General features: G+C 69.4%; 22 protein-coding genes. 14 read left to right on the top strand and 8 right to left on the bottom strand.

All coding sequences use genetic code 11. The annotated features are described in order from the left end of the window. Positions 1 to 46 precede the first annotated feature (46 nt). From dprA to IEZ21_RS03585, 3 genes are all read left to right on the top strand, one after another. Complete coding sequence (gene dprA / locus IEZ21_RS03595) at positions 47 to 1195, top strand: DNA-processing protein DprA (RefSeq protein WP_189320903.1); 1149 nt, start codon at positions 47 to 49, stop codon at positions 1193 to 1195. 298 nt (positions 1196 to 1493) lie between these two features. Next, a complete protein-coding gene (gene whiG, locus IEZ21_RS03590) occupies positions 1494 to 2330 on the top strand; it encodes an RNA polymerase sigma factor WhiG (RefSeq protein WP_189320439.1) in 837 nt (278 codons plus the stop codon). A 138-nt stretch (positions 2331 to 2468) separates the two neighbouring features. Further along, positions 2469 to 3026, top strand: a complete 558-nt coding sequence (locus IEZ21_RS03585; RefSeq protein WP_033321123.1) for a TetR/AcrR family transcriptional regulator — start codon at positions 2469 to 2471, stop codon at positions 3024 to 3026. 180 nt (positions 3027 to 3206) lie between these two features. Here the strand turns inward: IEZ21_RS03585 and IEZ21_RS03580 are convergent, their stop codons facing one another. Further along, complete coding sequence (locus tag IEZ21_RS03580) at positions 3207 to 3836, bottom strand: M23 family metallopeptidase (RefSeq protein WP_189320438.1); 630 nt, start codon at positions 3834 to 3836, stop codon at positions 3207 to 3209. A gap of 279 nt (positions 3837 to 4115) precedes the next feature. Between IEZ21_RS03580 and rpsB the strand changes: the two genes are divergently transcribed. The 9 genes from rpsB (at position 4116) to IEZ21_RS03535 (ending at position 14178) form a co-directional block, all read left to right on the top strand. Further along, positions 4116 to 5057: a 30S ribosomal protein S2 gene (rpsB, locus tag IEZ21_RS03575; protein ID WP_033321125.1), complete on the top strand. Its 942-nt coding sequence runs from the start codon at positions 4116 to 4118 to the stop codon at positions 5055 to 5057. Positions 5058 to 5247: 190 nt separating this feature from the next. After that, on the top strand, positions 5248 to 6084 hold the full coding sequence (gene tsf, locus IEZ21_RS03570; RefSeq protein WP_033321126.1) for a translation elongation factor Ts: 837 nt from the start codon (positions 5248 to 5250) through the stop codon (positions 6082 to 6084). A gap of 187 nt (positions 6085 to 6271) precedes the next feature. Then, positions 6272 to 7042 carry a UMP kinase gene (gene pyrH, locus IEZ21_RS03565; protein WP_033321127.1) on the top strand — a complete coding sequence of 257 codons (771 nt, stop codon included), beginning with the start codon at positions 6272 to 6274 and terminating at the stop codon, positions 7040 to 7042. A gap of 155 nt (positions 7043 to 7197) precedes the next feature. Continuing rightward, positions 7198 to 7755 carry a ribosome recycling factor gene (gene frr, locus IEZ21_RS03560; RefSeq protein WP_033321128.1) on the top strand — a complete coding sequence of 186 codons (558 nt, stop codon included), beginning with the start codon at positions 7198 to 7200 and terminating at the stop codon, positions 7753 to 7755. Continuing rightward, on the top strand, positions 7755 to 8885 hold the full coding sequence (locus IEZ21_RS03555) for a phosphatidate cytidylyltransferase (protein WP_189320437.1): 1131 nt from the start codon (positions 7755 to 7757) through the stop codon (positions 8883 to 8885). Before frr ends, IEZ21_RS03555 begins: the two co-directional genes overlap by 1 nt. Before the next feature lie 111 nt (positions 8886 to 8996). Next, entirely contained in the window at positions 8997 to 10103 is a 1107-nt protein-coding gene (gene rlmN, locus IEZ21_RS03550; protein WP_189320436.1) for a dual-specificity RNA methyltransferase RlmN, read from the top strand. Positions 10104 to 10397: 294 nt separating this feature from the next. Then, entirely contained in the window at positions 10398 to 11483 is a 1086-nt protein-coding gene (locus tag IEZ21_RS03545) for a thiamine ABC transporter substrate-binding protein (RefSeq protein WP_189320435.1), read from the top strand. Continuing rightward, on the top strand, positions 11459 to 13141 hold the full coding sequence (locus IEZ21_RS03540; RefSeq protein WP_189320434.1) for an ABC transporter permease: 1683 nt from the start codon (positions 11459 to 11461) through the stop codon (positions 13139 to 13141). The genes IEZ21_RS03545 and IEZ21_RS03540 overlap by 25 nt, the downstream gene beginning before the upstream one ends. A gap of 2 nt (positions 13142 to 13143) precedes the next feature. Beyond that, complete coding sequence (locus IEZ21_RS03535; RefSeq protein ID WP_189320433.1) at positions 13144 to 14178, top strand: ABC transporter ATP-binding protein; 1035 nt, start codon at positions 13144 to 13146, stop codon at positions 14176 to 14178. Between the two features lie 28 nt (positions 14179 to 14206). Here IEZ21_RS03535 and IEZ21_RS03530 read toward each other — a convergent pair whose 3' ends face one another. The 6 genes from IEZ21_RS03530 to IEZ21_RS03505 form a co-directional block, all read right to left on the bottom strand. Then, on the bottom strand, positions 14207 to 15340 hold the full coding sequence (locus tag IEZ21_RS03530) for an LOG family protein (protein WP_189320432.1): 1134 nt from the start codon (positions 15338 to 15340) through the stop codon (positions 14207 to 14209). Positions 15341 to 15389: 49 nt separating this feature from the next. Further along, entirely contained in the window at positions 15390 to 15797 is a 408-nt protein-coding gene (locus tag IEZ21_RS03525) for a VOC family protein (RefSeq protein ID WP_189320431.1), read from the bottom strand. Between the two features lie 101 nt (positions 15798 to 15898). Then, on the bottom strand, positions 15899 to 17146 hold the full coding sequence (locus tag IEZ21_RS03520; protein WP_189320430.1) for a hypothetical protein: 1248 nt from the start codon (positions 17144 to 17146) through the stop codon (positions 15899 to 15901). Further along, on the bottom strand, positions 17128 to 17871 hold the full coding sequence (locus IEZ21_RS03515) for an ABC transporter ATP-binding protein (protein WP_033321134.1): 744 nt from the start codon (positions 17869 to 17871) through the stop codon (positions 17128 to 17130). Before IEZ21_RS03515 ends, IEZ21_RS03520 begins: the two co-directional genes overlap by 19 nt. 244 nt (positions 17872 to 18115) lie before the next feature. Then, complete coding sequence (locus tag IEZ21_RS03510; protein ID WP_189320429.1) at positions 18116 to 19495, bottom strand: aspartate aminotransferase family protein; 1380 nt, start codon at positions 19493 to 19495, stop codon at positions 18116 to 18118. Further along, entirely contained in the window at positions 19480 to 20016 is a 537-nt protein-coding gene (locus IEZ21_RS03505) for an Lrp/AsnC family transcriptional regulator (protein WP_189320428.1), read from the bottom strand. Before IEZ21_RS03505 ends, IEZ21_RS03510 begins: the two co-directional genes overlap by 16 nt. A 169-nt stretch (positions 20017 to 20185) precedes the next feature. Between IEZ21_RS03505 and IEZ21_RS03500 the strand changes: the two genes are divergently transcribed. Then, a complete protein-coding gene (locus IEZ21_RS03500) occupies positions 20186 to 21622 on the top strand; it encodes a gamma-aminobutyraldehyde dehydrogenase (RefSeq protein ID WP_033321137.1) in 1437 nt (478 codons plus the stop codon). Between the two features lie 60 nt (positions 21623 to 21682). On the opposite strand, the gene IEZ21_RS03495 is transcribed toward IEZ21_RS03500, so the two are convergent. Further along, positions 21683 to 22840 (bottom strand): serine hydrolase domain-containing protein, encoded by a 1158-nt coding sequence (locus tag IEZ21_RS03495; RefSeq protein WP_189320427.1) that lies wholly within the window; start codon positions 22838 to 22840, stop codon positions 21683 to 21685. 293 nt (positions 22841 to 23133) lie between these two features. Here IEZ21_RS03495 and IEZ21_RS03490 point away from each other — a divergent pair, with 293 nt between their 5' ends. Beyond that, the gene (locus IEZ21_RS03490) at positions 23134 to 24813 is read left to right on the top strand and encodes a sigma-70 family RNA polymerase sigma factor (protein ID WP_189320426.1); all 1680 of its coding nucleotides are present in this window, start codon (positions 23134 to 23136) and stop codon (positions 24811 to 24813) included. Positions 24814 to 24837 lie beyond the last annotated feature (24 nt).

Raw genomic sequence — 24837 nt, 5'->3', positions numbered from 1 at the left:
GCGCGTGAGCGGGGACGGCGAGTTGGAGAGCGGGGACGGCGAGCGCGTGAGCGGGGGTGATGAGAGGCTCCACCGTGTTTTCCTCGCGCGCGTCATCGAACCCGGGGACGAGGTCTGCGGGCGCTGGCTCCGGCAGCTCGGGGCCGGCGAGGTGGTGCGGCGCCTCTTCGGGCAAGGGGAACAACTGCCAGGGGTGACGGACAAACGGTGGGCGGGCCTGCGGGCCAGGGCCCAGCAGGCGGATCCGGAGCGGGACCTGGCGGCGGCGCGGGACGTCGGGATGCGGTTTGTGTGTCCCGGGGACCCCGAGTGGTCGGCGCAGCTCGATGACCTGGGGGACGCGCGGCCCATCGGACTGTGGGTGCGAGGGCGGCCCAACCTGCGGATGTGGGCACTGCGGTCCGTCGCGGTCGTGGGCGCCCGGGCCTGCACCGAGTACGGCGCCCATATGGCGGCCACCCTCGGCACGGGGCTCGCGGAGCGGGGCTGGGTCGTGGTGTCCGGGGGTGCGTACGGAGTCGACGGCGCGACACACCGTGGTGCGCTCGCGGCCGGCGGAGCCACCGTCGCCGTGCTTGCCTGCGGGGTCGATCAGCCCTACCCACGCGGGCACACCCAGTTGATCACCAGGATCGCGGAACAGGGCCTGGTCGTAGGCGAGTTGCCACCCGGTGAGCACCCGACGCCGAGCAGATTCATTCTCCGCAACAGGGTCATCGCGGCGCTGACCCGCGGCACGGTGGTCGTCGAGGCCGCCTACCGCAGCGGGGCGCTGGTGACCGCGAGAGCCGCACAGCGGCTGGGGCGCTACACGATAGGGGTGCCAGGCCCCGCCACCAGCGGGCTCTCGGCCGGTGTGCACGAACTGCTGCGCGGGGACGCGGTGCTCGTCACCGATGCCGCCGAGATCGCCGAGCTGGTCGGCGACATGGGTGACCTGGCGCCGGACCGGCGCGGGCCGGTGCTGCCGCGCGACCTCCTGGACCCGGACGCCCGCCGAGTGCTGGCCGCGCTGCCCGCCCGGAGGACCGCGTCGGCCGAGGAGATCGCCAGGGGCGCCGGGACGACGCAGGACGACGCGGTCGGGAGACTGTACGAACTCCGGTCACTTGGCTACGTCGAACGACACAGCGACGGCTGGAAGTTGACACGCGAGGCGATGATCCCCGTCCACCCGGATCGGAGGCGATGCTGACCCAGCGTGTTCCCCCGTCCGGGCGACACGCCGATATCCCTGGCAGTTCCCGCAGTTGGTGCCTCGCGACAGTCACGTACGGCGACGGACGTGACCCTGAGGGGCGCCCAGCGGAACGTATCTGCGCATGGTGGATCCCCCGCCCTTCGCTCACTGCGACTCCCCAGTCACGCTACGCTCGCGAGGATTCCGACTCAGACAAGCAACCCGGACGAGCAACTCAGACAAGCACCTCGACTTCAGACCGACAGCTCACTCAGGCACTCCCTGTTCACGGCAGAACGGCACAAGACGACGAATGCCCCAGCACACCTCCGGGTCAGACCGGGCGGCTGTTCCCCCCGCTGCCCGCGGCGACGTGCGGCCGCCCGCGCCCTCGACGCTCGACGAGTTGTGGAGGTCGTACAAGGCGACGGGCGACGAGCGGCTGCGCGAGCAGCTGATCCTCCACTACTCGCCGCTGGTGAAATACGTCGCGGGCCGGGTGAGTGTGGGGCTGCCGCCCAACGTGGAACAGGCGGACTTCGTCTCGTCGGGGGTGTTCGGGCTGATCGACGCGATCGAGAAGTTCGACATCGAGCGGGAGATCAAGTTCGAGACGTACGCGATCACCCGGATCCGGGGTGCGATGATCGACGAACTGCGGGCGCTGGACTGGATTCCGCGGTCCGTGCGGCAGAAGGCGCGCAACGTCGAGCGGGCCTACGCGACGCTGGAGGCCCGGCTGCGGCGCAGTCCGTCGGAGGGCGAGGTGGCCGACGAACTGGGCATCGGGGTGGGCGAACTCCACGCCGTCTTCAGCCAGTTGTCGCTGGCGAACGTGGTGGCCCTGGAGGAGCTGCTGCACGTCGGGGGCGAGAGCGGTGACCGGCTGAGCCTGATGGACACGCTCGAGGACACCGCGGCCGACAACCCCGTGGAGGTCGCCGAGGACCGCGAGCTGCGGCGGTTTCTCGCACGGGCCATCAACACGCTGCCCGAGCGCGAGAAGACCGTGGTCACGCTGTACTACTACGAGGGCCTCACGCTCGCCGAGATCGGCAACGTACTCGGGGTGACCGAGAGCCGGGTCAGCCAGATCCACACGAAGTCGGTGCTCCAACTGCGGGCGAAGCTTGCAAGCTTCGCCCGTTGACCGCCGCTGACGTCCGCCGACTTGGCTGACTCGCGCCTTCTGCTCGGAGCCTTCATCAGACCTCGTCGTGCGGAGTGGCTCCCGTCGCGGGTGGTCCATCCGTAAAGTGGAGGCGTGCCAAGGATTCGAGCGGCCTCCGTGGCCGAGCACCGGTCGATGCAGCGAGCCGCCCTGTTGGACGCGGCACGATCACTGCTGTCGCAGGGTGGGACTGAGGCGCTGACGTTCCCCGCGCTCGCCGAGCGCACGGGACTCGCGCGGTCCTCCGTCTATGAGTACTTCCGTTCTCGGGCGGCCGTGGTCGAAGAACTCTGCGAGGTCGACTTCCCGGTATGGGCGGCCGAGGTCGAGGCGGCGATGTCGCAGGCCGAGACGCCCGAGGGCAAGGTCGAGGCGTATGTCCGCCAACAACTCGCCCTGGTCGGTGACCGGCGGCACCGGGCTGTGGTCGCCATCTCCGCGAGCGAACTCGACGCGGGCGCACGCGAAAAGATCCGCGCCGCGCACGGCGGCCTCGTCGCCATGATCGTGGAAGCGCTCGGGGACATGGGGCACGGCCAGCCCCGTATGGCCGCCATGCTCCTGCAGGGCATCGTGGACGCGGCGGTACGGCGCATCGAGCTGGGCGCGGCCGAGGATCCGGGCGTCATCACCGATGCCGCTGTGGCGATGGCGTTGCGGGGGGTACGAGGCTGAGGCCCTTTCGGCCGGCCTGACGCTTGGCCGGCTGGAGCTCGGCTTGGCTGACGCTTCGTCGGCTGGACCTCGGCTTGCCGGAGCCGGCTGACTGGCGGATGAGTTCGCTCCCCGGGCTTCCCAGTCGGGTAGCCGGGGTCCGCTGCCGAACCCCGGCCCCCTCGGAACGGACTGCTTCCCCTACGTCGGTGGCCCCTCCGGTACGCCGATGACCGGAAGCAGGCGTGAGGGGCCCCGGTGAAGCAGCCATGGGGGCAGCAGGGAGAGCGGGTCCAGGTAGGTGTCGGCTCGGAGCAGGCCCCAGTGCAGGCAGGACGCCTGGCAGTGGGAGCCCGTGGGTTCTACGACGCCGACGATGTCACCAGGCGTCACCTTGTCTCCCTTCTTCGCTGTCGCGCGAACCGGCTCGTATGTGGTGCGCAAGGGGGGATCGCCGGTGCTGTCGAGTTCGATCGAGACGACTCCGCGGCCCGCGACCCTGCCCGCGAAGGAGACACGGCCCGGGGCGACGGCGCGGACCGGTGTGCCTGATGGCACCGTGAGGTCCAAGCCGCGGTGGCCCCGGCCGTACTCCGTCATCGGCGGGTCCCAGCCGCGGGTCACCGGTGGACGTACCCCTACAGGCCAGGCGCGGCCGACAGCCGGGATCGGGACATCGGCTCCCGGCGGTGCCGGACCGTCCGCGCCGCCGGGAGCCGCTGCCCCGGCCGCGGGGAGGGTGACGCCGAAGGCGGTCACCGTCAGGCCCAACAGCAGCGCCGACCACGTACGAAGACATCGCTGACATCGTCGACCTCGTTCTGCTCGCATGCGAGAACGCTCCCGCGGTCCGCGGGGAAAAGTGGATCATGGCCAGGATCTGTGGACTACCGGGCGGTTGTGGACAGCGGCGTCACCCGGTGCCTCGCCTGTCCCGTACACTTCTGATGGCGATCCGGGTCACCGGGTCGACTTCGCACGCCCCGACATCGGGCCACCAAAAGCCGGTGTCAGCGCCCCTCGGTCCCTAGTGGCAGGCGCATCGCGGGCGTCAGGCGCGCGTGCCGTCCGGCACGCGCGGCACAACCGAGAACACCAAGGAGTACGGCCATGGCCGTCGTCACGATGCGGGAGCTGCTGGAAAGCGGCGTCCACTTCGGTCACCAGACCCGCCGTTGGAACCCGAAGATGAAGCGATTCATCTTCACGGAGCGCAACGGCATCTACATCATCGACCTGCTCCAGTCGCTGTCGTACATCGACCGCGCCTACGAGTTCGTCAAGGAGACCGTCGCCCACGGCGGCACGGTCATGTTCGTCGGGACGAAGAAGCAGGCGCAGGAGGCCATCGCCGAACAGGCCACCCGCGTCGGCATGCCCTACGTCAACCAGCGCTGGCTGGGCGGCATGCTCACCAACTTCTCGACCGTCTACAAGCGCCTGCAGCGCCTGAAGGAGCTCGAGCAGATCGACTTCGAGGACGTCGCCGCGTCCGGTCTGACCAAGAAGGAGCTTCTCGTGCTCTCGCGCGAGAAGGCCAAGCTGGAGAAGACCCTCGGCGGTATCCGCGAGATGTCCAAGGTGCCCAGCGCCGTCTGGATCGTGGACACCAAGAAGGAGCACATCGCGGTCGGTGAGGCCCGGAAGCTCAACATCCCGGTCGTCGCCATCCTCGACACCAACTGCGACCCCGACGAGGTCGACTACAAGATCCCGGGCAACGACGACGCGATCCGCTCCGTCACCCTGCTCACCCGCGTGATCGCCGACGCCGTCGCCGAGGGCCTCATCGCCCGCTCCGGTGCCGCCGCCGAGGCCAAGGGTGAGAAGGCCGCGGGCGAGCCGCTCGCCGAGTGGGAGCGCGACCTGCTCGAGGGTGGCGAGAAGAAGGCCGAGGAGGCCACCACCGAGGCTCCGGCCGCGGCTGAGGCCCCTGCTGCTGAGGCTGAGGCCCCCGCCGAGGCCCCGACTGAGGCCCCTGCCGAGGCTCCGGCCGCTGTTGAGGCCCCCGTTGCCGAGGCCGAGAAGCCGGCCGAGACCGAGCAGGCCTGACCCCGGCGTCGCAGGCCTTGACCTTCGCGTCGTGGGCCTGACTCCAGCGTCACGGCTCAAGTGACGGCGGGCGGCGCCAGCGCGCCGCCCGCCGTTCACCCGTAGACCGTAGATCTTCGGTGGACGCCCGCCCGATCAGCGGCGGACGCCGACTTCGAGACTTCGAACTCCGAGAAGAGATTCACTGATCATGGCGAACTACACCGCCGCCGACGTCAAGAAGCTCCGCGAGCTCACCGGCGCCGGCATGATGGACTGCAAGAAGGCGCTCGACGAGGCCGACGGCAACGTCGACAAGGCCGTCGAGGCCCTGCGCATCAAGGGCCAGAAGGGCGTCGCCAAGCGCGAGGGCCGCTCCGCCGAGAACGGCGCCGTCGTCTCCGTGATCGCCGACGACAACACCTCCGGTGTCCTCGTCGAGCTGAAGTGCGAGACGGACTTCGTCGCCAAGGGCGAGAAGTTCCAGGCCGCCGCGAACGCGCTCGCCGCGCACGTCGCCGCCACCTCCCCGGCCGACCTCGAGGCGCTGCTCGCCTCCGAGATCGAGCCCGGCAAGACGGTTCAGGCGTACGTCGACGAGGCCAACGCCAACCTGGGCGAGAAGATCGTCCTGGACCGCTTCGCCCAGTTCTCCGGCGAGTACGTCTCCGCGTACATGCACCGCACCATGCCCGACCTGCCCCCGCAGATCGGTGTCCTGGTGCAGCTGGACAAGCCGGACGCCGAGACCGCCAAGGGCATCGCCCAGCACATCGCCGCCTTCGCGCCCAAGTACCTCTCCCGTGAGGACGTTCCGGCCGAGGTCGTCGAGAGCGAGCGTCGTGTCGCCGAGGAGACGACGCGTGCCGAGGGCAAGCCCGAGGCCGCCCTGCCGAAGATCGTCGAGGGTCGCGTCAACGCCTTCTTCAAGGACGCCACGCTCCTCGGCCAGCCGTACGCGCTCGACCAGAAGAAGTCCGTCCAGAAGGTCCTGGACGAGGCCGGTGTCACCCTGAAGCGCTTTGTGCGCATCAAGGTCGGCATCTGAGTCCGTACCGCGATCCACGCGAGAGCCCGCTAGGGTCGACAGCAGTCGTCCTCGCACGTGGGCACGCGCGCGTGCGTGACGGACGACAGCAGATCTGACGAGGAGGCCATTGCCGCGCATGGGATGAGAACACCCACCGGCAATGGCCTCCTTCGTATGTGCGACACGTAAAAGAGGCGGGATCTCCATGACCACCACCAAGGCCGACAAGGACGACAAGAGCGATCACGGCAAAGGCGCGGGGCGCTTTCTGCTGAAGCTTTCCGGTGAGGCGTTCGCCGGTGGCGGGGGACTGGGCGTCGACCCCGACGTGGTGCACAAAATCGCCCGCGAGGTGGCCTCCGTTGTCCGCGGTGGTGCCCAGATCGCCGTCGTCATCGGCGGCGGCAACTTCTTCCGCGGTGCCGAGCTGCAGCAGCGCGGCATGGACCGGGCCCGCTCCGACTACATGGGCATGCTCGGTACGGTCATGAACTGCCTCGCCCTTCAGGACTTCCTGGAGAAGGAGGGCATCGACTCGCGCGTGCAGACCGCCATCACCATGGGGCAGGTCGCGGAGCCGTACATCCCGCTGCGCGCCGTGCGCCACCTGGAGAAGGGCCGCGTGGTCATCTTCGGCGCCGGTATGGGCATGCCGTACTTCTCCACCGACACCACCGCCGCCCAGCGGGCTCTGGAGATCGACGCCGAAGCCTTGCTGATGGGCAAGAACGGTGTGGACGGGGTCTACGACTCCGATCCGAAGACCAACTCCGGGGCCGTCAAGTTCGACTCGCTCAGCTATGGCGAGGTCATCACGCGGGACCTGAAGGTCGCCGACATGACGGCCATCACACTCTGCCGGGACAACAAGCTGCCCATCCTGGTCTTCGAGCTTCTGGCGGAGGGCAATATCGCGCGGGCCGTCAAGGGTGAGAAGATCGGCACTCTCGTGGGTGACCAAGGCAGCCGGGCCTGACCGGGACTGTCCCCGCCAGGAGGACGGACCCTGACCGGGGGATGGACAATGTCCTGCCGGTCGGGAACCGTGCAGTAATAAGACGCGACGCAGCCGGCTGCCGACCCCGACCAGGAACAGCTGCCGGGCCTACTCAAGACACGCAGGAGCAAGTGGTGATCGAAGAGACCCTCCTCGAGGCCGAGGAGAAGATGGAGAAGGCCGTCGTGGTCGCCAAGGAGGACTTCGCCGCGATCCGCACCGGTCGTGCGCACCCGGCGATGTTCAACAAGATCGTGGCCGACTACTACGGCGCACTGACGCCGATCAACCAGCTGGCCTCGTTCTCGGTGCCGGAACCGCGCATGGCCGTGGTGACCCCGTTCGACAAGAGCGCGCTGCGCAACATCGAGCAGGCGATCCGCGACTCCGACCTGGGCGTCAACCCGAGCAACGACGGCAACATCATTCGGGTGGTGTTCCCCGAGCTGACCGAGGAGCGACGCAGGGACTACATCAAGGTCGCCAAGACCAAGGGCGAGGACGCCAAGGTCTCGATCCGGTCCGTGCGCCGCAAGGCCAAGGACGCCATCGACAAGATGATCAAGGATGGCGAGGTCGGCGAGGACGAGGGCCGCCGTGCGGAGAAGGAGCTCGACGACACCACCGCGAAGTACGTCGCCCAGGTGGACGAGCTGCTCAAGCACAAGGAATCAGAGCTGCTCGAGGTCTGATGAACGACTCTTCCTGGGGGGCGCCGCCACAAGCCGGGTACTGGGGGCCGTCCGACCAGGGGCCTGTCCAGGGGGCTGCCCCGGCGGGTCCCGCGTACGACGCGCACAACGCCCAGCAGACTCGCCCCATGCCCATCGTGCCCGACGTACCCGCGCATGGCGGAGACCAGGATGACGAACGGGGGGCCGCTTCGACGGGTGGCCCCCTGTTCCGCGACGAGACGCCGTCGCACCGGGCCCCGTCGCAGCACCAGCCCAAGCCGCAGGAGCCCATGTCCAGCGCCTCACAGCCGGCGTCCGCACCGCAGAAGAAGAAGAACGCGGGCCGCGACCTGGGTGCTGCCATAGGGGTCGGCGTCGCGCTCGGTGCGGTGATCGTCGTGTCGCTGTTCGTCGTCAAGGCCGTCTTCGTCGGCGTCATAGTGGTCGCCGTCGTGGTCGGCCTGTGGGAGCTCACCTCGCGGCTCCAGGAGCGCAAGAGCATCAAGGCGCCCTTGGTTCCGCTCGCACTCGGCGGTGCGGCGATGGTCGTCGCCGGATACGTGCGGGGGGCAGAGGGCGCCTGGGTGGCGATGGCGCTCACCGCTCTCGCGGTCCTCGTCTGGCGTATGACGGAACCACCCGAGGGTTACCTCAAGGACGTCACAGCGGGCGTTTTCGCGGCCTTCTACATCCCGTTCCTGGCCACGTTCGTGGCGATGATGCTCACCGCCGACGACGGCGCGTGGCGGGTCCTCACGTTCCTGGCGCTGGCCGTGGTGAGTGACACGGGCGCGTACGCCATCGGCTGGCGCTTCGGAACGCACAAGCTCGCCCCACGCATCAGCCCCGGCAAGACCCGGGAGGGCCTGCTGGGCGCGGTCGCCTTCGCCATGGTGGCCGGCGCACTGTTCATGCAGTTCCTGATCGAGGACGGCACCTGGTGGCAGGGCCTGCTCATGGGCTTCGCGGTCGCGGTCACCGCCACCCTGGGCGACCTCGGCGAGTCCATGATCAAGCGGGACCTCGGCATCAAGGACATGGGGACGCTGCTGCCGGGCCACGGCGGCATCATGGACCGACTGGATTCGCTGCTGCCCACGGCTCCGGTGGTGTGGCTGTTGCTGGTGATCTTCGTCGGTTCGGGATGACCTTTGTGAATCGTTGCTGACCTGCACGTTCATACGTGAGGGGCTCGTTGTCCACCTCGTTGTCCACAGGTGGCGAGCCCCTCTTCGTATGTCTGCGACACTTGTATGGCCATGCAGAAGCCCGGAGAACTCGTTTTCGTCGCCCCCCGCGGAGCCAAGAAGCCGCCGCGGCACCTTGCCGATCTCTCGCCCGCCGAGCGCAAGGAAGCCGTTGCCGCGATCGGTGAGAAGCCGTTTCGTGCCAAGCAGCTCTCGCAGCACTACTTCGCCCGGTACGCGCACGATCCGGAGCAGTGGACCGACATCCCCGCCGGTTCGCGAGCCAAGCTCCAGGAGGCACTGCTTCCCGAGCTGATGACGGTCGTACGGCATCTGTCGACCGACCAGGACACGACCCGCAAGACCCTGTGGCGAATGCTCGACGGGACGCTCGTCGAGTCCGTGCTGATGCGCTACCCGGACCGGGTCACCATGTGCATCAGCTCGCAGGCGGGCTGCGGCATGAACTGCCCCTTCTGCGCCACCGGGCAGGCCGGGCTCGACCGGAATCTGTCGACCGCCGAGATCGTGCACCAGATCGTCGACGGCATGCGGGCACTGCGGGACGGGGAGATCCCCGGTGGCCCGGCGCGGCTCAGCAACATCGTCTTCATGGGCATGGGCGAGCCCCTCGCCAACTACAAGCGCGTCGTCGGGGCGATACGGGCGCTCACCGACCCCGAGCCGGACGGGCTCGGGCTGTCGCAGCGCGGCATCACCGTGTCGACCGTCGGACTGGTCCCCGCCATCCACCGGTTCGCCGACGAGGGCTTCAAGTGCCGGCTCGCCATCTCGCTGCACGCCCCGGACGACGAGCTGCGCGACACCCTCGTACCCGTCAACACACGTTGGAAGGTGCGGGAAGTCCTCGACGCCGGATGGGAGTACGCGGCCAGGTCCGGGCGCCGGCTGTCCATCGAGTACGCGCTGATCCGGGACATCAACGACCAGGCGTGGCGCGGCGACCGGCTCGGTCGGCTGCTCAAGGGCAAGCCCGTGCACGTCAACCTGATCCCGCTGAACCCGACGCCCGGCTCCAAGTGGACCGCCTCGCGGCCCGAGGACGAGAAGGCGTTCGTCGAGGCGATCGCCGCGCACGGGGTGCCGGTCACCGTCCGGGACACCCGTGGCCAGGAGATCGACGGGGCGTGCGGGCAGCTCGCGGCGACCGAGCGCTGACGGGAGTCAGGGCACGGGCTGATCACAGCGTCCACCGAGCGGTGGGCACGGGCGGATCAGGCGGTACTCTGACCTCCGTACACATCTTCATACCTGCAAAATCCGACAGGGGAGCGCCACAGCGCTGAGAGTGCGGCACGGCCGCAGACCCTCTGAACCTCGCCCAGGTCATTCTGGGTAGGAAGTTCGGTCTTCACTCGAGCCAGCTGTTGTGCCCTGCCCGGGAGCCTCGGGAGTTCTCCGAGAGTGCCGGGCAGGGCCGCGTCTCTTCTGGTCATCCCCAGGAGGGATCCAGTGAGCACCACCAAGAAGTTCGTGGCCGTGGCCGTCGGGCTCGGTCTGGTCACGCTGTCCGCTTGCACGTCGTCCGGCTCCGGGGACGGGGAAGGGGCCTCGGAGTCCAAGACCGTCACCCTCGTCAGCCATGACTCGTGGGCGGCGTCCAAGAGCGTGATCAGCGACTTCGAGAAGCAGTCCGGCTACCAGGTGAAGGTCCTCAAGGACGGGGACGCAGTCCAGGCCCTCAACAAGGCGATCCTCACCAAGGACAACCCGCAGGGCGATGTCCTCTTCGGCGTCGACAACACCCTGCTGTCCCGGGCGTTCGACAACGACCTGTTCCAGAAGTACGAGGCCAAGGACTCCGATCTGCTGCCCCCGGAGTACCGGATCGACCAGCAGAAGAAGAGGGTCACGCCCATCGACTTCGGCGACATCTGCGTCAACTACGACAAGGCCTACTTCGAAGAGAACGACCTGACCCCGCCGGAGTCCTTCGACGACCTCGTCAAGCCCGAGTACAAGGACCTCCTCGTCACCGAGAACGCCTCCACCTCCTCGCCCGGCCTCGGCTTCCTGCTGGGCACCGCCGCAAAGTACGGCGGCGACGGCTGGCAGGACTACTGGGAGAAGCTCAAGGGCAACGGCGTGAAGGTCGTCGACGGCTGGGAGCAGGCCTACAACGAGGAGTTCTCCGGGTCCGCCGGCGGCAAGAAGGCGAAGGGGGACCGGCCGCTCGTCGTCTCCTACGCCTCCTCTCCGCCCGCCGAGGTCGTCTTCGCCGACCCCAAGCCGGACACCGCACCGACCGGCGTCGCCTACGGCACCTGCTTCCGGCAGATCGAGTACGCGGGACTGCTCAGCAACGCCAAGAACGCCAAGGGTGGCAAGGCTCTCATCGACTTCCTCATCTCGAAGAAGTTCCAGGCCGACATGCCGCTCAACATGTTCGTGTACCCGATGCGCGAGGACGCGCAGATCCCCGAGGAGTTCACGAAGTACGGCGCCCCGGCGGAGGACTCCGAGGTCATGGCGCCCAAGGACATCGCCAAGAACCGTGACCAGTGGGTCAAGTCGTGGACGTCGCTCGTACTGAAGTAAGGGCCGGACGCCCCAGGACACCGGCTCCCGGGAAGAGCGCGGCGCGGCTCGCCCTGCTGGTCGTGCCCGTCGTGTTCTTCGCGCTCTTCTTCGCCTACCCCGTCGCGGCGATCGTGGCCCGTGGCCTCAAGGTCGACGGGGCCTGGCAGTTGGGGCGGGTCGGTGAGGTGCTCGCCCAGTCCGACATCCGGCATGTCCTGTGGTTCACGACCTGGCAGGCGCTTGTCTCGACTGCTCTCACACTGCTGATCGCGCTCCCCGGCGCATACGTTTTCGCGCGCTTCGATTTCAGGGGCAAGCAGGTGCTGCGGGCTGTCATCACCGTCCCGTTCGTGCTGCCGACGGTCGTCGTCGGGACTGCCTTCCTGGCGCTGGTCGGGCGCGGTGGACTCCTCGACGAGCTGTGGGGCGTGCGCCTCGACACCACCGTCTGGGCCATCCTGCTCGCGCATGTCTTCTTCAACTACGCCGTCGTCGTACGCACCGTCGGCGGCCTCTGGTCGCAACTCGACCCGCGTCAGGAGGAGGCCGCGCGGGTCCTCGGCGCCTCACGGCTCGCGGCCTGGCGCAAGGTCACGCTCCCTGCCCTGGGCCCGGCCGTGGCCGCCGCGGCGCTGATGGTCTTCCTCTTCACCTTCACCTCCTTCGGTGTGGTGCAGATCCTCGGCGGGCCCACCTTCGCCACCCTCGAGGTCGAGATCTACCGGCAGACCTCGGAGATCTTCGACCTCTCGACAGCCGCCGTGCTCACCATGATCCAGTTCGTGGCGGTGGGGGCGATTCTCGCCGTCCACGCATGGACCGTACGCCGCCGGGAGACGGCCCTGCGTCTGGTCGACGCCTCCGTGACCGCGCGACGGCCGCGCGGCGCCGGGCAGTGGGCGCTGCTCGCCGCCGTCCTCGGCACCGCCGCCGTACTGCTCGTACTGCCACTGGCGGTGCTGGTCCAACGCTCGCTGGACGCACCCGGGTTCGCGTACTACAAGGCGCTGACCAGCGACGAGAGCGGAGTCTTCCTCGTACCGCCCATCGAGGCCGTCGGCAATTCACTCCAGTACGCCCTCGCCGCTACCGCCCTCGCCCTGCTGATCGGCGGTCTCGCGGCCGCCGCGCTCACCCGCCGGGACGCCGGCCGTCTCATACGGGGCTTCGACGCGTTGCTCATGCTCCCGCTCGGCGTGTCTGCGGTGACCGTCGGCTTCGGTTTCCTGATCGCGCTCGACGAGCCGCCGCTGGACCTGAGGAGCAGCTGGATCCTGGTGCCGCTCGCCCAGGCGCTGGTCGGCGTCCCCTTCGTCGTACGCACCATGCTGCCCGTTCTGAGGGCCGTGGACGTACGGCTGCGTGAGGCGGCGGCCGTGCTCGGGGCCTCGCCGTGGCGAGTGTGGCGGGAGGTCGATCTGCCGATGGTGCGGCGGGCCCTGCTGGTCGCGGCCGGGTTCGCCTTCGCCGTGTCGCTCGGCGAGTTCGGCGCGACCGTCTTCATCGCGCGGCCGGACAACCCGACTCTGCCGGTCGCCGTCGCTCGACTCCTCGGACGTGCGGGCGAGCTCAACTACGGCCAGGCAATGGCCCTTTCGACGATTCTGATGGTGGTGTGCGCGGTGGCGCTGCTCCTCCTGGAACGCATACGCACCGACCGGACGGGGGAGTTCTGACGATGCTCGAGCTGGATGAGGCGACCGTACGGTTCGGGGGGCGTACCGCGCTGGACGCCGTCGGCCTCGACGTCGCCGAGCACGAGATCGTGTGTGTGCTCGGGCCCAGCGGCAGCGGCAAGTCGACGCTGCTGCGGGTGGTCGCGGGGCTGCAGCCGCTCGACTCCGGGCGGGTGTTCCTGGACGGCCGGGACCTCGGTGGGGTCCCCGCGCACAAGCGGGGCGTCGGCCTGATGTTCCAGGACCACCAGCTGTTCCCGCAGCGCGATGTGGGCGGCAATGTGGCCTTCGGGCTGCGGATGCACGGTGCGTCGAAGGCGCAACAGGGCATACGGGTAAGGGAGTTGCTGGAACTCGTCGGTCTGCCGGGAGCCGCTTCGAGGGCCATCGCCTCCCTCTCCGGGGGCGAGCAGCAGCGCGTGGCCCTCGCCCGGGCTCTCGCCCCGCGCCCCCGCCTGCTCATGCTCGACGAACCGCTCGGCCAGCTCGACCGCTCCCTGCGCGAGCGGCTCGTCGTCGAACTCCGGGAACTCTTCAGCGAGTTGGGTACCACCGTGCTCGCGGTCACCCACGACCAGGGTGAGGCGTTCGCGCTCGCCGACCGCGTCGTCGTGATGCGCGACGGGCGGATCGCCCAGTCCGGTACGCCACTCGAGGTGTGGCAGCGGCCGGCGGACGAGTTCGTGGCCCGCTTCCTCGGCTTCGAGAACGTGGTCGGAGCGAGCGTCAGCGGAGAGGCCGCGGACACGCCGTGGGGCAAGGTTCCGATGCCCGCCGGTGCCCCACAGGGCGAGGTCACGCTGCTCATCAGGCCCGCGGGCGTACGACTCGTACCGTCGGCGGAGGGACTGCGCTGCACGGTCGCGGCGCGCACGTTCCGCGGCACACATGTCTCCGTACACCTGCAGCCGGAGAGCGCACCGCGGCTGGAGGCGGCGTGCGCACTGCGGGATGCGCCGGAGCCGGGGGACGAGGTCGGAGTGGCGTTCGACGCCGCCGAGATCGTCGTGCTCGACGGGGCGCCGATCTCGCCGTGACCGTGCCGACCTGCCCTGCCACCTGCCCTCAGCCGACGCTTGCCCGAGCCAGCCGGACCAGTGCCTCCGGTGCCTCCTCGACGTGGTCCACGAGGGCGATCCGTGGCTCCATCGAGCGGTTCCTGGCCAGCGACTGGAGCAGCGGCCAGACCGGCAGCCGCTCCGTCCAGTGGACGCGGTCGACCAGGACCATGGGGGTGGGCTCGCCGCGCGACTCGTAGTAGTTCGGCGTCGCGTTGTCGAAGACCTCCTGTACGGTCCCGGCGGCGCCCGGCAGGAAGACGACGCCCGCGTTCGAGCGGGCCAGCAGGCCGTCCTCGCGGGTGGCGTTGGCGAAGTACTTGGCGATGTGGGAGGCGAAGGCGTTCGGCGGCTCATGGCCGTAGAACCAGGTGGGGATCCCGACGGAGTGGTTGCCCTTCGGCCAGCGCTCGCGCACTTCGAAGGCGGACCGGGCCCATTCGGTGATCGAGGGCGTGAACGAGGGCGCCTTGCCGAGGAGTTGGCAGGCGTCCGCCAGCATCGCGTCGTCGTACGGCGCCGCGTACGCGCCCAGGTTCGCCGCCTCCATGGCGCCCGGGCCGCCGCCCGTCGCCACCGTGAAGCCGGCCCCTGCCAGCGCCCGCCCGAGCCGCGCGGCGCGCTCGTACGCCTGAGTGCCGCGGGCCATCGCATGGCCGCCCATCACGCCCACCACCCGTGTCCCGCGCAGGAGTTCGTCGAGGGCGTCGGAGACGGAGTCGTCGTGGACGGAGCGCAGCATCGACGCGTAGACGTCGCCGTCGGCCTTGGTCTGCTGGAACCAGGCGTAGGCGAGGGCGTCCGGCGTCTGCTCGTAGCCCTTGTCGAGCGAGGCGAACAGCTCGCCGGGCGTGTAGGCATGACCGCGGTACGGGTCGAAGGGCAGGTCCGGGACGGGCGGGAAGACCAGGGCGCCGGCGGCGCGGACCTTCGCCGCCGCCTCCTCGCGCATCGCGCAGCCGAGGAAGACGGCCCCCGCGGTGTCGGTGGTGAGCAACTCCCGCGTACGGTCCGTCAGATCAACGGCCTGGACGCGGAACCCGGCGAGAGTCCCGCGCGCGGAGACGATCGCGTCGAACTCTTCGAGGGTCTCGATCTCGTTGTCTTGGTGGTGGGCCGCATGGGCGGGCATAGTCTGCACCCGCCCATGCTAGGAGTGGCCGCGTAAGCAACGCGTTGTGCCCTGGACCTCAGCCCTGGACGGCCGCCGGGTCCATCCACATGATCTCCCAGGTGTGGCCGTCCGGGTCGTCGAAGGCGCGGCCGTACATGAAGCCGTGGTCCTGCGTCTCGCCCGACGGGGAGCCGCCCGCCGCCAGCGCCTTCTCGACCAGTTCGTCGACCTTCTCGCGGCTCTCGGCGCTCAGACACAGCAGTACCTCGCTGGTCTTCGTCGAGTCCGCGATCTCCTTCTTCGTGAAGTCCGCGTAGCGCTGCTTGTCCATGATCATCACGGCGATCGTGTCGCTGATGACGACGCTGGCGCCGTGCTCGTCGGAGAACTGCTTGTTGATCTCGTAGCCGAGCTCCGTGAAGAACTTCTTCGAGGCGTCGAGGTCGTTGACGGCAAGGTTCACGAAGATCATCTGCTGGTACATGTGCGGTCTCTCCCCTTTTGTGGTGACGTGCTGTTCGATGGGTTAGACCAGAGGCTCGCCGAAAACTCATCGGCTGTCGCGAACTTTTTTCGTGCGGGGGATCAGTCGGCCAGCGGAACTGCCGCCAGCCCCGCGATCGCCCAGGTCAGCGGGCCGAGGACGGCGAGCAGCGCGCCCGCGCGGAGCGCGGCGGCGCCACGCAGCAATGTGGCGGGCGCGCCGAGCCCCAGCAGCGCCGCCGTGGTGTCCGCACGAGCGTGCTTGGCCTCGACCGCGGCCGTCAGCAGCGTCCCGACGGCGCAGCCCGCCACGAGCAGCACGCCCAGCACGGTGAGCGGCCCCACCTCGGGGCGCGCGTCGGCATGGAGCGCGGCCATGGCGTACGCCCCCGAAGCGACCGCGCACACCACGCCGAGCGGCCGGCCGATGCGCCCCGCCTCCTCCATGAGGATGCGCCCGGCCAGCAGCCGCAACGCGCCCGGCCGCATCGCCTGCAGCAGTCGGCCGCTCAGGTGGGTGAGCGCGGGGCCCGCCATCGCCAGGCCCAGCGTGGTGAGCGCCCAGCCGAGGAGCACACCGACGGAGCCGCCCGCGAGAGAGCCGGGCAGGGCGGGACCGGACGCGGGGCCGCTGCGACTCGCGTACGTCTCGACGGCGAGCCCGGCCGCGAGCACCGCCACGCCCCAGGGCAGGCCGGTGGGAGTGGGGCGAGGGGCGGGGTGCGGCTCCACCGGTGGGCCCGGGGCGTCAGGGTGAGCGTCGCGGCCGGAGCCGCCGGCTTCGGTGGCGGCTGCGCGCGTGCCGGTCCTGCGGGTCCTACCGGCGCCGGACGGCCTGCCTTCGCGCGGACGCAGTGCCAGTGCGCTCGCCAGCGACGCGGCGAGCGGTACCAGCGCCAGCAGCGTGAGCGTGGCCGCAAGGGGCAACGGCTGGTTCCCGGCGAGCAGTTCGGAGGCCTCGCCGTCGAAGGGCAGACCGCTCAGATCGCCGCGTAGGTGGAGCACGCAGAGCAGCGCGACCACCGAACCGAGCGTGCAGGACACCGCCGTGGAGATCGCCGCGAGGAGCATCAGCCGACCCGGTCCCAGACCGATCGCCGAGAGGCCGGACCGGGGACGGGTGGCCGGGTCGGTGCGGGCGACCGCCACCGCGAACTGCACGGTGGCGGCGAGCGGCGCGAGGCACCACGCGAGCCGGAGTGCGGCGGCCGAGGAGTCGTGCGGGTGCCCCATCGCGAACCCCAGGGCGCACAGGAGCAGGAAGCCCGTGCCCGCCGACGCCACCGCGACCAGGAACCGGCGGAGCTGAACGGCGGGCCGGGCGCCCCGGGCTAGGCGGAGAGCGAGCACGCGGCCCGGCCTTCCGACTCGGTCTCGGTGGCCGGAGGCAGATGGACGGTGTTCACACGCCGCCCGTCCAGCAGCGACACCTTGCGGTCGGCGAGGGCCGCGGTGTCCGCGTCGTGCGTGGCCAGCACGACCGTGATGCCGTGCGAACGGGCCGCCGTCGTGAGCGTACGCAGGACGCTGGCGCTCTCGACGCGGTGCAGCGGGGCGGTCGGCTCGTCGGCGAAGAGCACGGTGGGCGCGGGGACCAGCGCGCGGGCGATGGCGACGCGCTGACGCTCGGCCTGGAGCAGGGCGTACGGGCGCCTGCGGGCGCAGCCGCCGATGTCGAGGCGCTCCAGCCACTCCAGGGCGGTGGTCTTGGCCTGGCGGCGCCCCACGCCGCGCAGCATCAGCGGCAGCGCGGCGTTCTCCCAGGCGTTCAGTTCGGGCACCAGGACGGGCGCCGGGTCGATCCAGCCGAAGCGGTCGCGGCGGAGCCGTTCGCGGGTGTGCGGGCCCATGGTGTGCACGGGCGTGCTGTTGAACCAGACCTCCCCCTGCTGCGGCAGGAGTTGCCCGGACAGGCACCTCAGCAGCGTGGTCTTGCCGCTGCCGCGCGGGCCGCCGACGGCGAGGATCTCGCCCACGCGAACCCCGAGCGAGACGCCGCTGAGCGCGGGAGAGCCGTTGTGCTTGACATGCAGGGCACGTGCCCAGAGCACGTCGTTGTCCGGCGGAGCCACCATGGCGTACACCTCGGTTCGGATCAGAAATGCCGCGGAATCCCCCCGGACCGGGAGGAAGTCCCCCTTCCGGGGGAACGAAGGCAGGGCCGATCGGTCACTGGGCACGCTAGGGAGTCGGGGCCGGAAGGCCGGACGTACGCGGCCCTGGTGCCGCCCATTCTCACTCGAACGGGCGGCACCGGGGCCGGTGTTGATCAGCCATGAGGATGATCAGAGCATGAGGGAGATCAGAGCATGAGGGAGATCAGAGCTGGGTCCATGCCTCCGTCAGCACCTGGCGGACGATTCCCTCGATCTCGTCGAACGTCGACTGGTCCGAGATCAGCGGCGGCGCGAGCTGCACCACCGGGTCACCGCGGTCGTCGGCGCGGCAGTACAGGCCGTACTCGAAGAGCTTCTTGGAGACGAAGCCGTAGAGCACGCGCTCCGACTCCTCGTCCGTGAAGCTCTCCTTGGTGGCCTTGTCCTTGACCAGCTCGATGCCGTAGAAGAAGCCGTTGCCGCGGACGTCGCCGACGATCGGCAGGTCGTGCAGCTTCTGCAGGGTCGTCAGGAACGCGTTCTCGTTGTCGAGCACGTGCTGGTTGAGCTTCTCGCGCTCGAACAGATCGAGGTTGGCGAGGCCCACGGCCGCGGACACGGGATGGCCGCCGAAGGTGTAGCCGTGCAGGAAGGTGTTGTCGCCCTTGTAGAACGGCTCGGCGAGGCGGTCCGAGACGATGCAGGCGCCTATGGGGGAGTAGCCCGAGGTCATGCCCTTGGCGCAGGTGATCATGTCCGGGACGTATCCGAACTTGTCGCAGGCGAACATCGTGCCGAGCCGCCCGAAGGCGCAGATGACCTCGTCCGAGACGAGCAGCACGTCGTACTGGTCGCAGATCTCGCGGACCCGCTGGAAGTAGCCGGGCGGCGGCGGGAAGCAGCCGCCCGCGTTCTGCACCGGCTCCAGGAAGACGGCCGCGACCGTCTCCGGGCCCTCGAAGAGGATCTGCTGCTCGATCTGGTCGGCGGCCCAGCGGCCGAAGGCCTCCGGGTCGTCGCCGTGGATCGGGGCGCGGTAGATGTTGGTGTTCGGGACCTTGTGGGCGCCGGGCACCAGCGGCTCGAACGGGGCCTTCAGGGCCGGCAGGCCGGTGATGGACAGGGCGCCCTGCGGGGTGCCGTGGTAGGCGACCGCACGCGAGATGACCTTGTACTTGGTCGGCTTGCCCACCAGCTTGAAGTACTGCTTGGCGAGCTTCCAGGCGGTCTCGACCGCCTCGCCGCCGCCCGTGGTGAAGAAGACCTTGTTCAGATCGCCGGGGGCGTGGCCCGCGAGGCGCTCGGCCAGCTCGATCGCCTTGGGGTGGGCGTACGACCAGACCGGGAAGAACGCCAGTTCCTGCGCCTGCTTGGAGGCGGTCTCGGCCAGCTCCACCCGGCCGTGTCCGGCCTGGACCACGAACAGACCCGCGAGACCGTCGAGGTAGCGCTTGCCCTTGTCGTCGTAGATGTAGGTGCCCTCGCCCCGGACGATGGTGGGAACGGGCGCGTTCTCGTACGAGGACATGCGGGTGAAGTGCATCCACAGGTGGTCGTACGCGGCTTTGCTGAGGTCCTTGCTCACGGCTATCGGGTTCCCCACATGTAGGTCTGCTTCTTGAGTTTCAGATAGACGAAGCTCTCGGTGGAGCGCACGCCGGACAGGGCCCGGATGCGTTTGTTGATGACGTCCAGCAGGTGGTCGTCGTCCTCGCAGACGATCTCGGCGAGGAGGTCGAAGGAGCCGGCGGTCATCACCACGTACTCGACTTCCGACATGTCAGTCAGCGCGTCGGCCACGGACTCGGTGTCGCCCTCGACGTTGATGCCGACCATCGCCTGCCGACGGAAGCCCACGGTGAGCGGGTCCGTGACGGCGACGATCTGCATCACGCCCTGGTCGAGCAGCTTCTGGACGCGCTGGCGCACGGCCGCCTCCGACAGGCCGACGGCCTTGCCGATCGCGGCGTACGGACGACGGCCGTCTTCCTGGAGCTGCTCGATGATGGCGAGGGAGACGGAGTCCAGCTGGGGTGTGCTGTTCCTCGACCCGTTCCTGGACTCGCGGGAGTCCTTCGTGTCCCTGGGGTCTGCGCTTCGACTGGCCACAGGCTCACTGTGCACGAGGACTCGACAGTTCCGCAAGCTTTGATCGATGAAATCCGTTGTTTACGCAGCTCATGTTTGCGGATTTCGCAGCTCTGAGGCGATCGGGGGTGTTGAAAACGTGGGGCATCGGATTAGGGTGGGTGTCTCAGGTATTGGACAGTCGAACCCGACAGGAGGGCCGGCAGTGAGCACTGAGCTGCGTCGTCTGCGCAACTACATCGACGGAGAGTTCCGCGATGCCGCCGATGGACGGACCACCGAGGTGGTCAACCCCGCGACGGGCGAGGCGTACGCCACCGCGCCGCTGTCCGGGCAGGCGGACGTCGACGCCGCGATGGCCGCCGCGGCCGCGGCCTTCCCGGCCTGGCGGGACCTCGTCCCGGCCGAGCGCCAGAAGGCCCTCCTCAAGATCGCGGACGCCTTCGAGGAGCGGGCCGAGGAACTCATCGCCGCGGAGGTGGAGAACACCGGCAAGCCGATCGGGCTGACCCGGTCCGAAGAGATCCCGCCCATGGTCGACCAGATCCGCTTCTTCGCGGGTGCCGCCCGGATGCTCGAGGGCCGCGCGGCCGGAGAGTACATGGACGGCATGACGTCCATCATCCGCCGCGAGCCCGTCGGCGTCTGCGCGCAGGTCGCGCCCTGGAACTACCCGATGATGATGGCCGTATGGAAGTTCGCCCCGGCGCTCGCCGCGGGCAACACGGTCGTGCTGAAGCCGTCCGACACGACTCCCGCGTCGACGGTCCTGATGGCCGAGATCATCGGCTCGATCGTCCCCAAGGGTGTCTTCAACGTCATCTGCGGCGACCGTGACACCGGCCGGCTGATGGTCGAGCACCCGACCCCTGCGATGGCCTCGATCACCGGTTCCGTACGGGCCGGCATGCAGGTCGCCGAGTCCGCCTCCAAGGACCTCAAGCGGGTCCACCTGGAGCTGGGCGGCAAGGCGCCGGTCGTCGTCTTCGAGGACACCGACATCGCCAAGGCCGTCGAGGACATCTCGGTCGCGGGCTTCTTCAACGCGGGCCAGGACTGTACGGCCGCCACCCGCGTCCTCGTCCAGGAGTCCATCCACGACGAGTTCGTGGCCGCGCTCGCCAAGGCCGCCGCCGACACGAAGACGGGCCAGCCGGACGACGAGGACGTGCTGTACGGGCCGCTGAACAACCCCAACCAGCTCAAGCAGGTCAGCGGCTTCATCGAGCGACTGCCCGCCCACGCGCGCGTGGAGACCGGCGGCAAGCGCGTCGGCGACAAGGGCTTCTTCTACGCCCCGACCGTCGTCTCCGGCCTCAAGCAGGACGACGAGATCATCCAGAAGGAGGTCTTCGGGCCGGTCATCACCGTCCAGTCCTTCACGGACGAGAACCAGGCCCTCGAGTGGGCCAACGGCGTCGAGTACGCGCTGGCCTCCTCGGTCTGGACGAAGGACCACGGGCGCGCGATGCGCATGTCCAAGGCCCTCGACTTCGGCTGCGTCTGGATCAACACGCACATCCCGCTGGTCGCGGAGATGCCACACGGCGGCTTCAAGAAGTCGGGTTACGGCAAGGACCTGTCGTCGTACGGCTTCGACGACTACACGCGGATCAAGCACGTGATGACGTCGCTGGACTGACGACGCCTCACATGGTGGTGCGGGCCTGCTCCGTAATAGGGCAGGCCCGCACGCTTGTGCTCAGGAGCCGAAGGCAGCGAAGAGGATCCGATCCTCCACCGGGTTACTGGCCACGGACTTGGCGTTGGTCGCGTTGATCGAGTGGACGAGGGTGCGGGAGAGGTCGGGGGTCGTGGCGATCAGCGTGCGGTAGCCAGGGCGGGAGCCGGACTTGAGCCAGAGGGTGAGGCCGTCCTTGCTGTAGTACTGCAGGCCCGCGCTCATGGTCGCCTCGCCCTCCTCGACCTTCGGGAGCGTGAGCATCTCCTTCTTCAGGAGCTGCTTCGGGACCACCTTTCCGCGGAACAGGCCGAGGAGCAGGCGTTCCAGGTCCGCCGTCGTGGAGATCATGTCGCCCGCCGCCCAGCGGTCCGACATGTTCCACTCGGTGGCGTCCACGAGGCGGCCGTCGGCGAGTTTCTGGTAGCCGCGGTTGTGGGGGCCGTGGATGCGGGGGTCCGGGCCGCCGGGGAAGGAGGTGTGCCGCATGCAGAGCGGCTTGAAGATCCGTACGGCCGCCTGGTGTTCGTACGAGTCGCCCGTGACCTTCTCGATGAGCATGCCGAGCACGGTGTAGTCGATGTTGCCGTACTGCTGCCGCTTGCCCGGATCGAAGGCGCGTCCCTTGGCGACGGACGAGGCCACGACCTCCTCGGGCGTCAGCGTCTTGTAGCGGTTCTCGAAGCCCTCACCGTCTTCGGCGCCCAGCGAAATGCCCGGCTTCAGCCCACTGGTGAAGGTCAGCAACTGCCGTACGGTGATGGGCTCGAAGGCGTCCGACAGCAGCCCGGGAAGGTATGTCTGGATGTGCCCGTCCAGGTCCACCTCCCCCTTGGCCGCGAGTTGGAGCACGATGGCCGCCGTGACCACCTTGGTCGTGGAACCGGCCCGGAAGCGTCCGTGCTCCAGGGCGGCGCGACGGGTGGCGAGGTCGCGTACGCCGGAGCTGCCGTGCCAGCTGCCGCCCGTGCCGCCGACCCGTACGAGTGCGGCCGTCGCGTCCTTGTCCGTCAGGTCCGGCAGGTCGGCGATCGCGGCGCGCAGGGCCTTGTCGTTCGGGCCGGCGGCCTCCCGTACGACCGTTGTGGCGGGGGAGGCGGCGGCGGCCCCGGCCAGGGGGCCGGCTGTCAGGCCCAGGACGACGAGAGCGGCGCAGGCGGTACGGACACGGATATGCATCGGGCGGCTCCTCAAGGTGGTGGATCTTCATCCTCCGCGCGTACGCCGCCGATGCGGATCATCACCGAGGAGGGTGCCGCCCCTGGGCCCACCCCCAGTCAACTGACGTGCGGGCCAAGGATGTTGTCAGGGATCTCCCCTAAGGCCGCGAGCCGAACCCGTGAAAAAACTGTTATCGCGGTGAGGTTGCCGCCGTCTCCTGTGCGCACGCGGCACCCGCGGCACGCAGGCCCACCTGACACCATGCCTCACAGCGATGGCTGAGAATGTGCGTCCGGAAGGCGGCGGAGGAGATGACACGTGTGCGGGAAGGGACGTACGTGGACGGGCGGCAGTGGCGTACGACCATCGCGGCAGCGCAGGCCGGTGACCGGCGCGCCCTCGACGAGCTGGTCGAGGGCTGGCTGCCGCTGGTCTACAACATCGTCGGCCGTGCACTGAACGGTCACGCGGACGTCGACGACGTCGTGCAGGAGACCATGCTGCGGGCCGTGGACAACCTCGGCTCGCTGCGTGATCCGGACAGTTTCCGCTCCTGGCTGGTCGCCATCGCGATGCGGCAGATACGGGACCGGGCGCGGCGTCGTACGTCCGAGTCGCTGGCCGAGGACGCCGCGCACGAGGCCGCCGACTTCGCCGAACTGACCGTACTGCGGCTTCAGCTGGAGGGGCAGCGACGCGAAGTCGCGGAGGCGGTGCGCTGGCTCGACGACGAGGACCGGCAGCTCCTGTCGCTGTGGTGGCTGGAGGTCGCGGGCGAGCTCACCCGGCGTGAGCTGGCGTCGGCCCTCGGCATCAGCCGACAGCACACCGCCGTGCGCGTCCAGCGGATGAAGGCCCGCCTGGAGACCGCGCGGGGCATCGTGCGGGCGCTCGGCTCGTCCTGTCCTGATCTGCGCGACGTCACCGCCCGCTGGGACGGACAGCCCGACTCGGTGTGGCGCAAGCGGCTGGCCCGGCACATACGGGACTGCCGCCACTGTTCCGGACGCCGCGAGAAGGTGGTACCCGCCGAACGTCTGCTCGTCGGGCTCGCGCTCGTCCCCGTCCCGGTCGGCTTCACGCTCTCGCTGGTCTTCGGCGGCAAGACGGCGGTCGCCGCCACGACGGCCGCCACGACCGTCGGCTGGTCCGCCAAGATCGTCGGCGCTTTCACCAAGCCGGCGGTGGCGATGACGGCCGGGGCGACGATGGTCGCGGGCGGCGCCTACGTGGTCACACAGCCGCCGGACGCGCCGCGCCCCCGCGTCGCGGCCCCCACGACGTCGAGCACGGTCCGTCCGAGTCCGTCACCCACGCCCACGCCGACGCCCACCCCCTCACCGACGAGGAGGGCCAGCCTGTACGGCACGGTCGTCGACGCCGTCGACCAGGCCCCCGACCCGAATGCCCGTCCCGCCGACCTGCCGCGCCGGCCCGAGTCCGGCATCACCAGCACCGGTGGCGGGCGGATCGTGATGCAGCACCGTGGCGAGAGCGTGACGCTCAGCGGCCAGGGCTACGTACTGGTGCGCTGGCAGATCTCCCCGCACGACCGGCCCGGCGGCCTCACCATGCCGACCTGGACCGGCCTGAGCGGCAAGCTCTTCCACGTCGCGTCCGGCGGCGGCCGACGGATGGACGACGCCGGCGGCACCCGGCCCGGCTACGCCACCGGAATGGGCAGCCCGGACATCGGCTTCACCGTCCTGCCGGAAGGCACCCAGCAGATGTGGCAGAACGAGTACTTCTACGTCGACGGCACCGTCACCCTCAACGTCAACGAACGCGGCGCTTCCTATGGCCTGACCGTCTTCCCGACCAACTGGGAAGCGGTGAACAAGGACATCACGACCGGCCCCGAACAGGGCGCCATCCGCTACGGCCTCACCCGCGACAACGGCAAGGACACCGCTCCGGTGCCCCAGTACGTCACCCGCTCGAAGCCGGCCGACCCGGCGACGGTGCCACAGCGTTCCCGGGTGACGACCTAGCGCCCCTAAAGAGGCCGCAGGCCT

The organism is Streptomyces flaveus, from assembly GCF_014647675.1.
Classification (GTDB): domain Bacteria; phylum Actinomycetota; class Actinomycetes; order Streptomycetales; family Streptomycetaceae; genus Streptomyces; species Streptomyces flaveus.
This window is presented reverse-complemented; position numbering and strand designations above follow the sequence as displayed.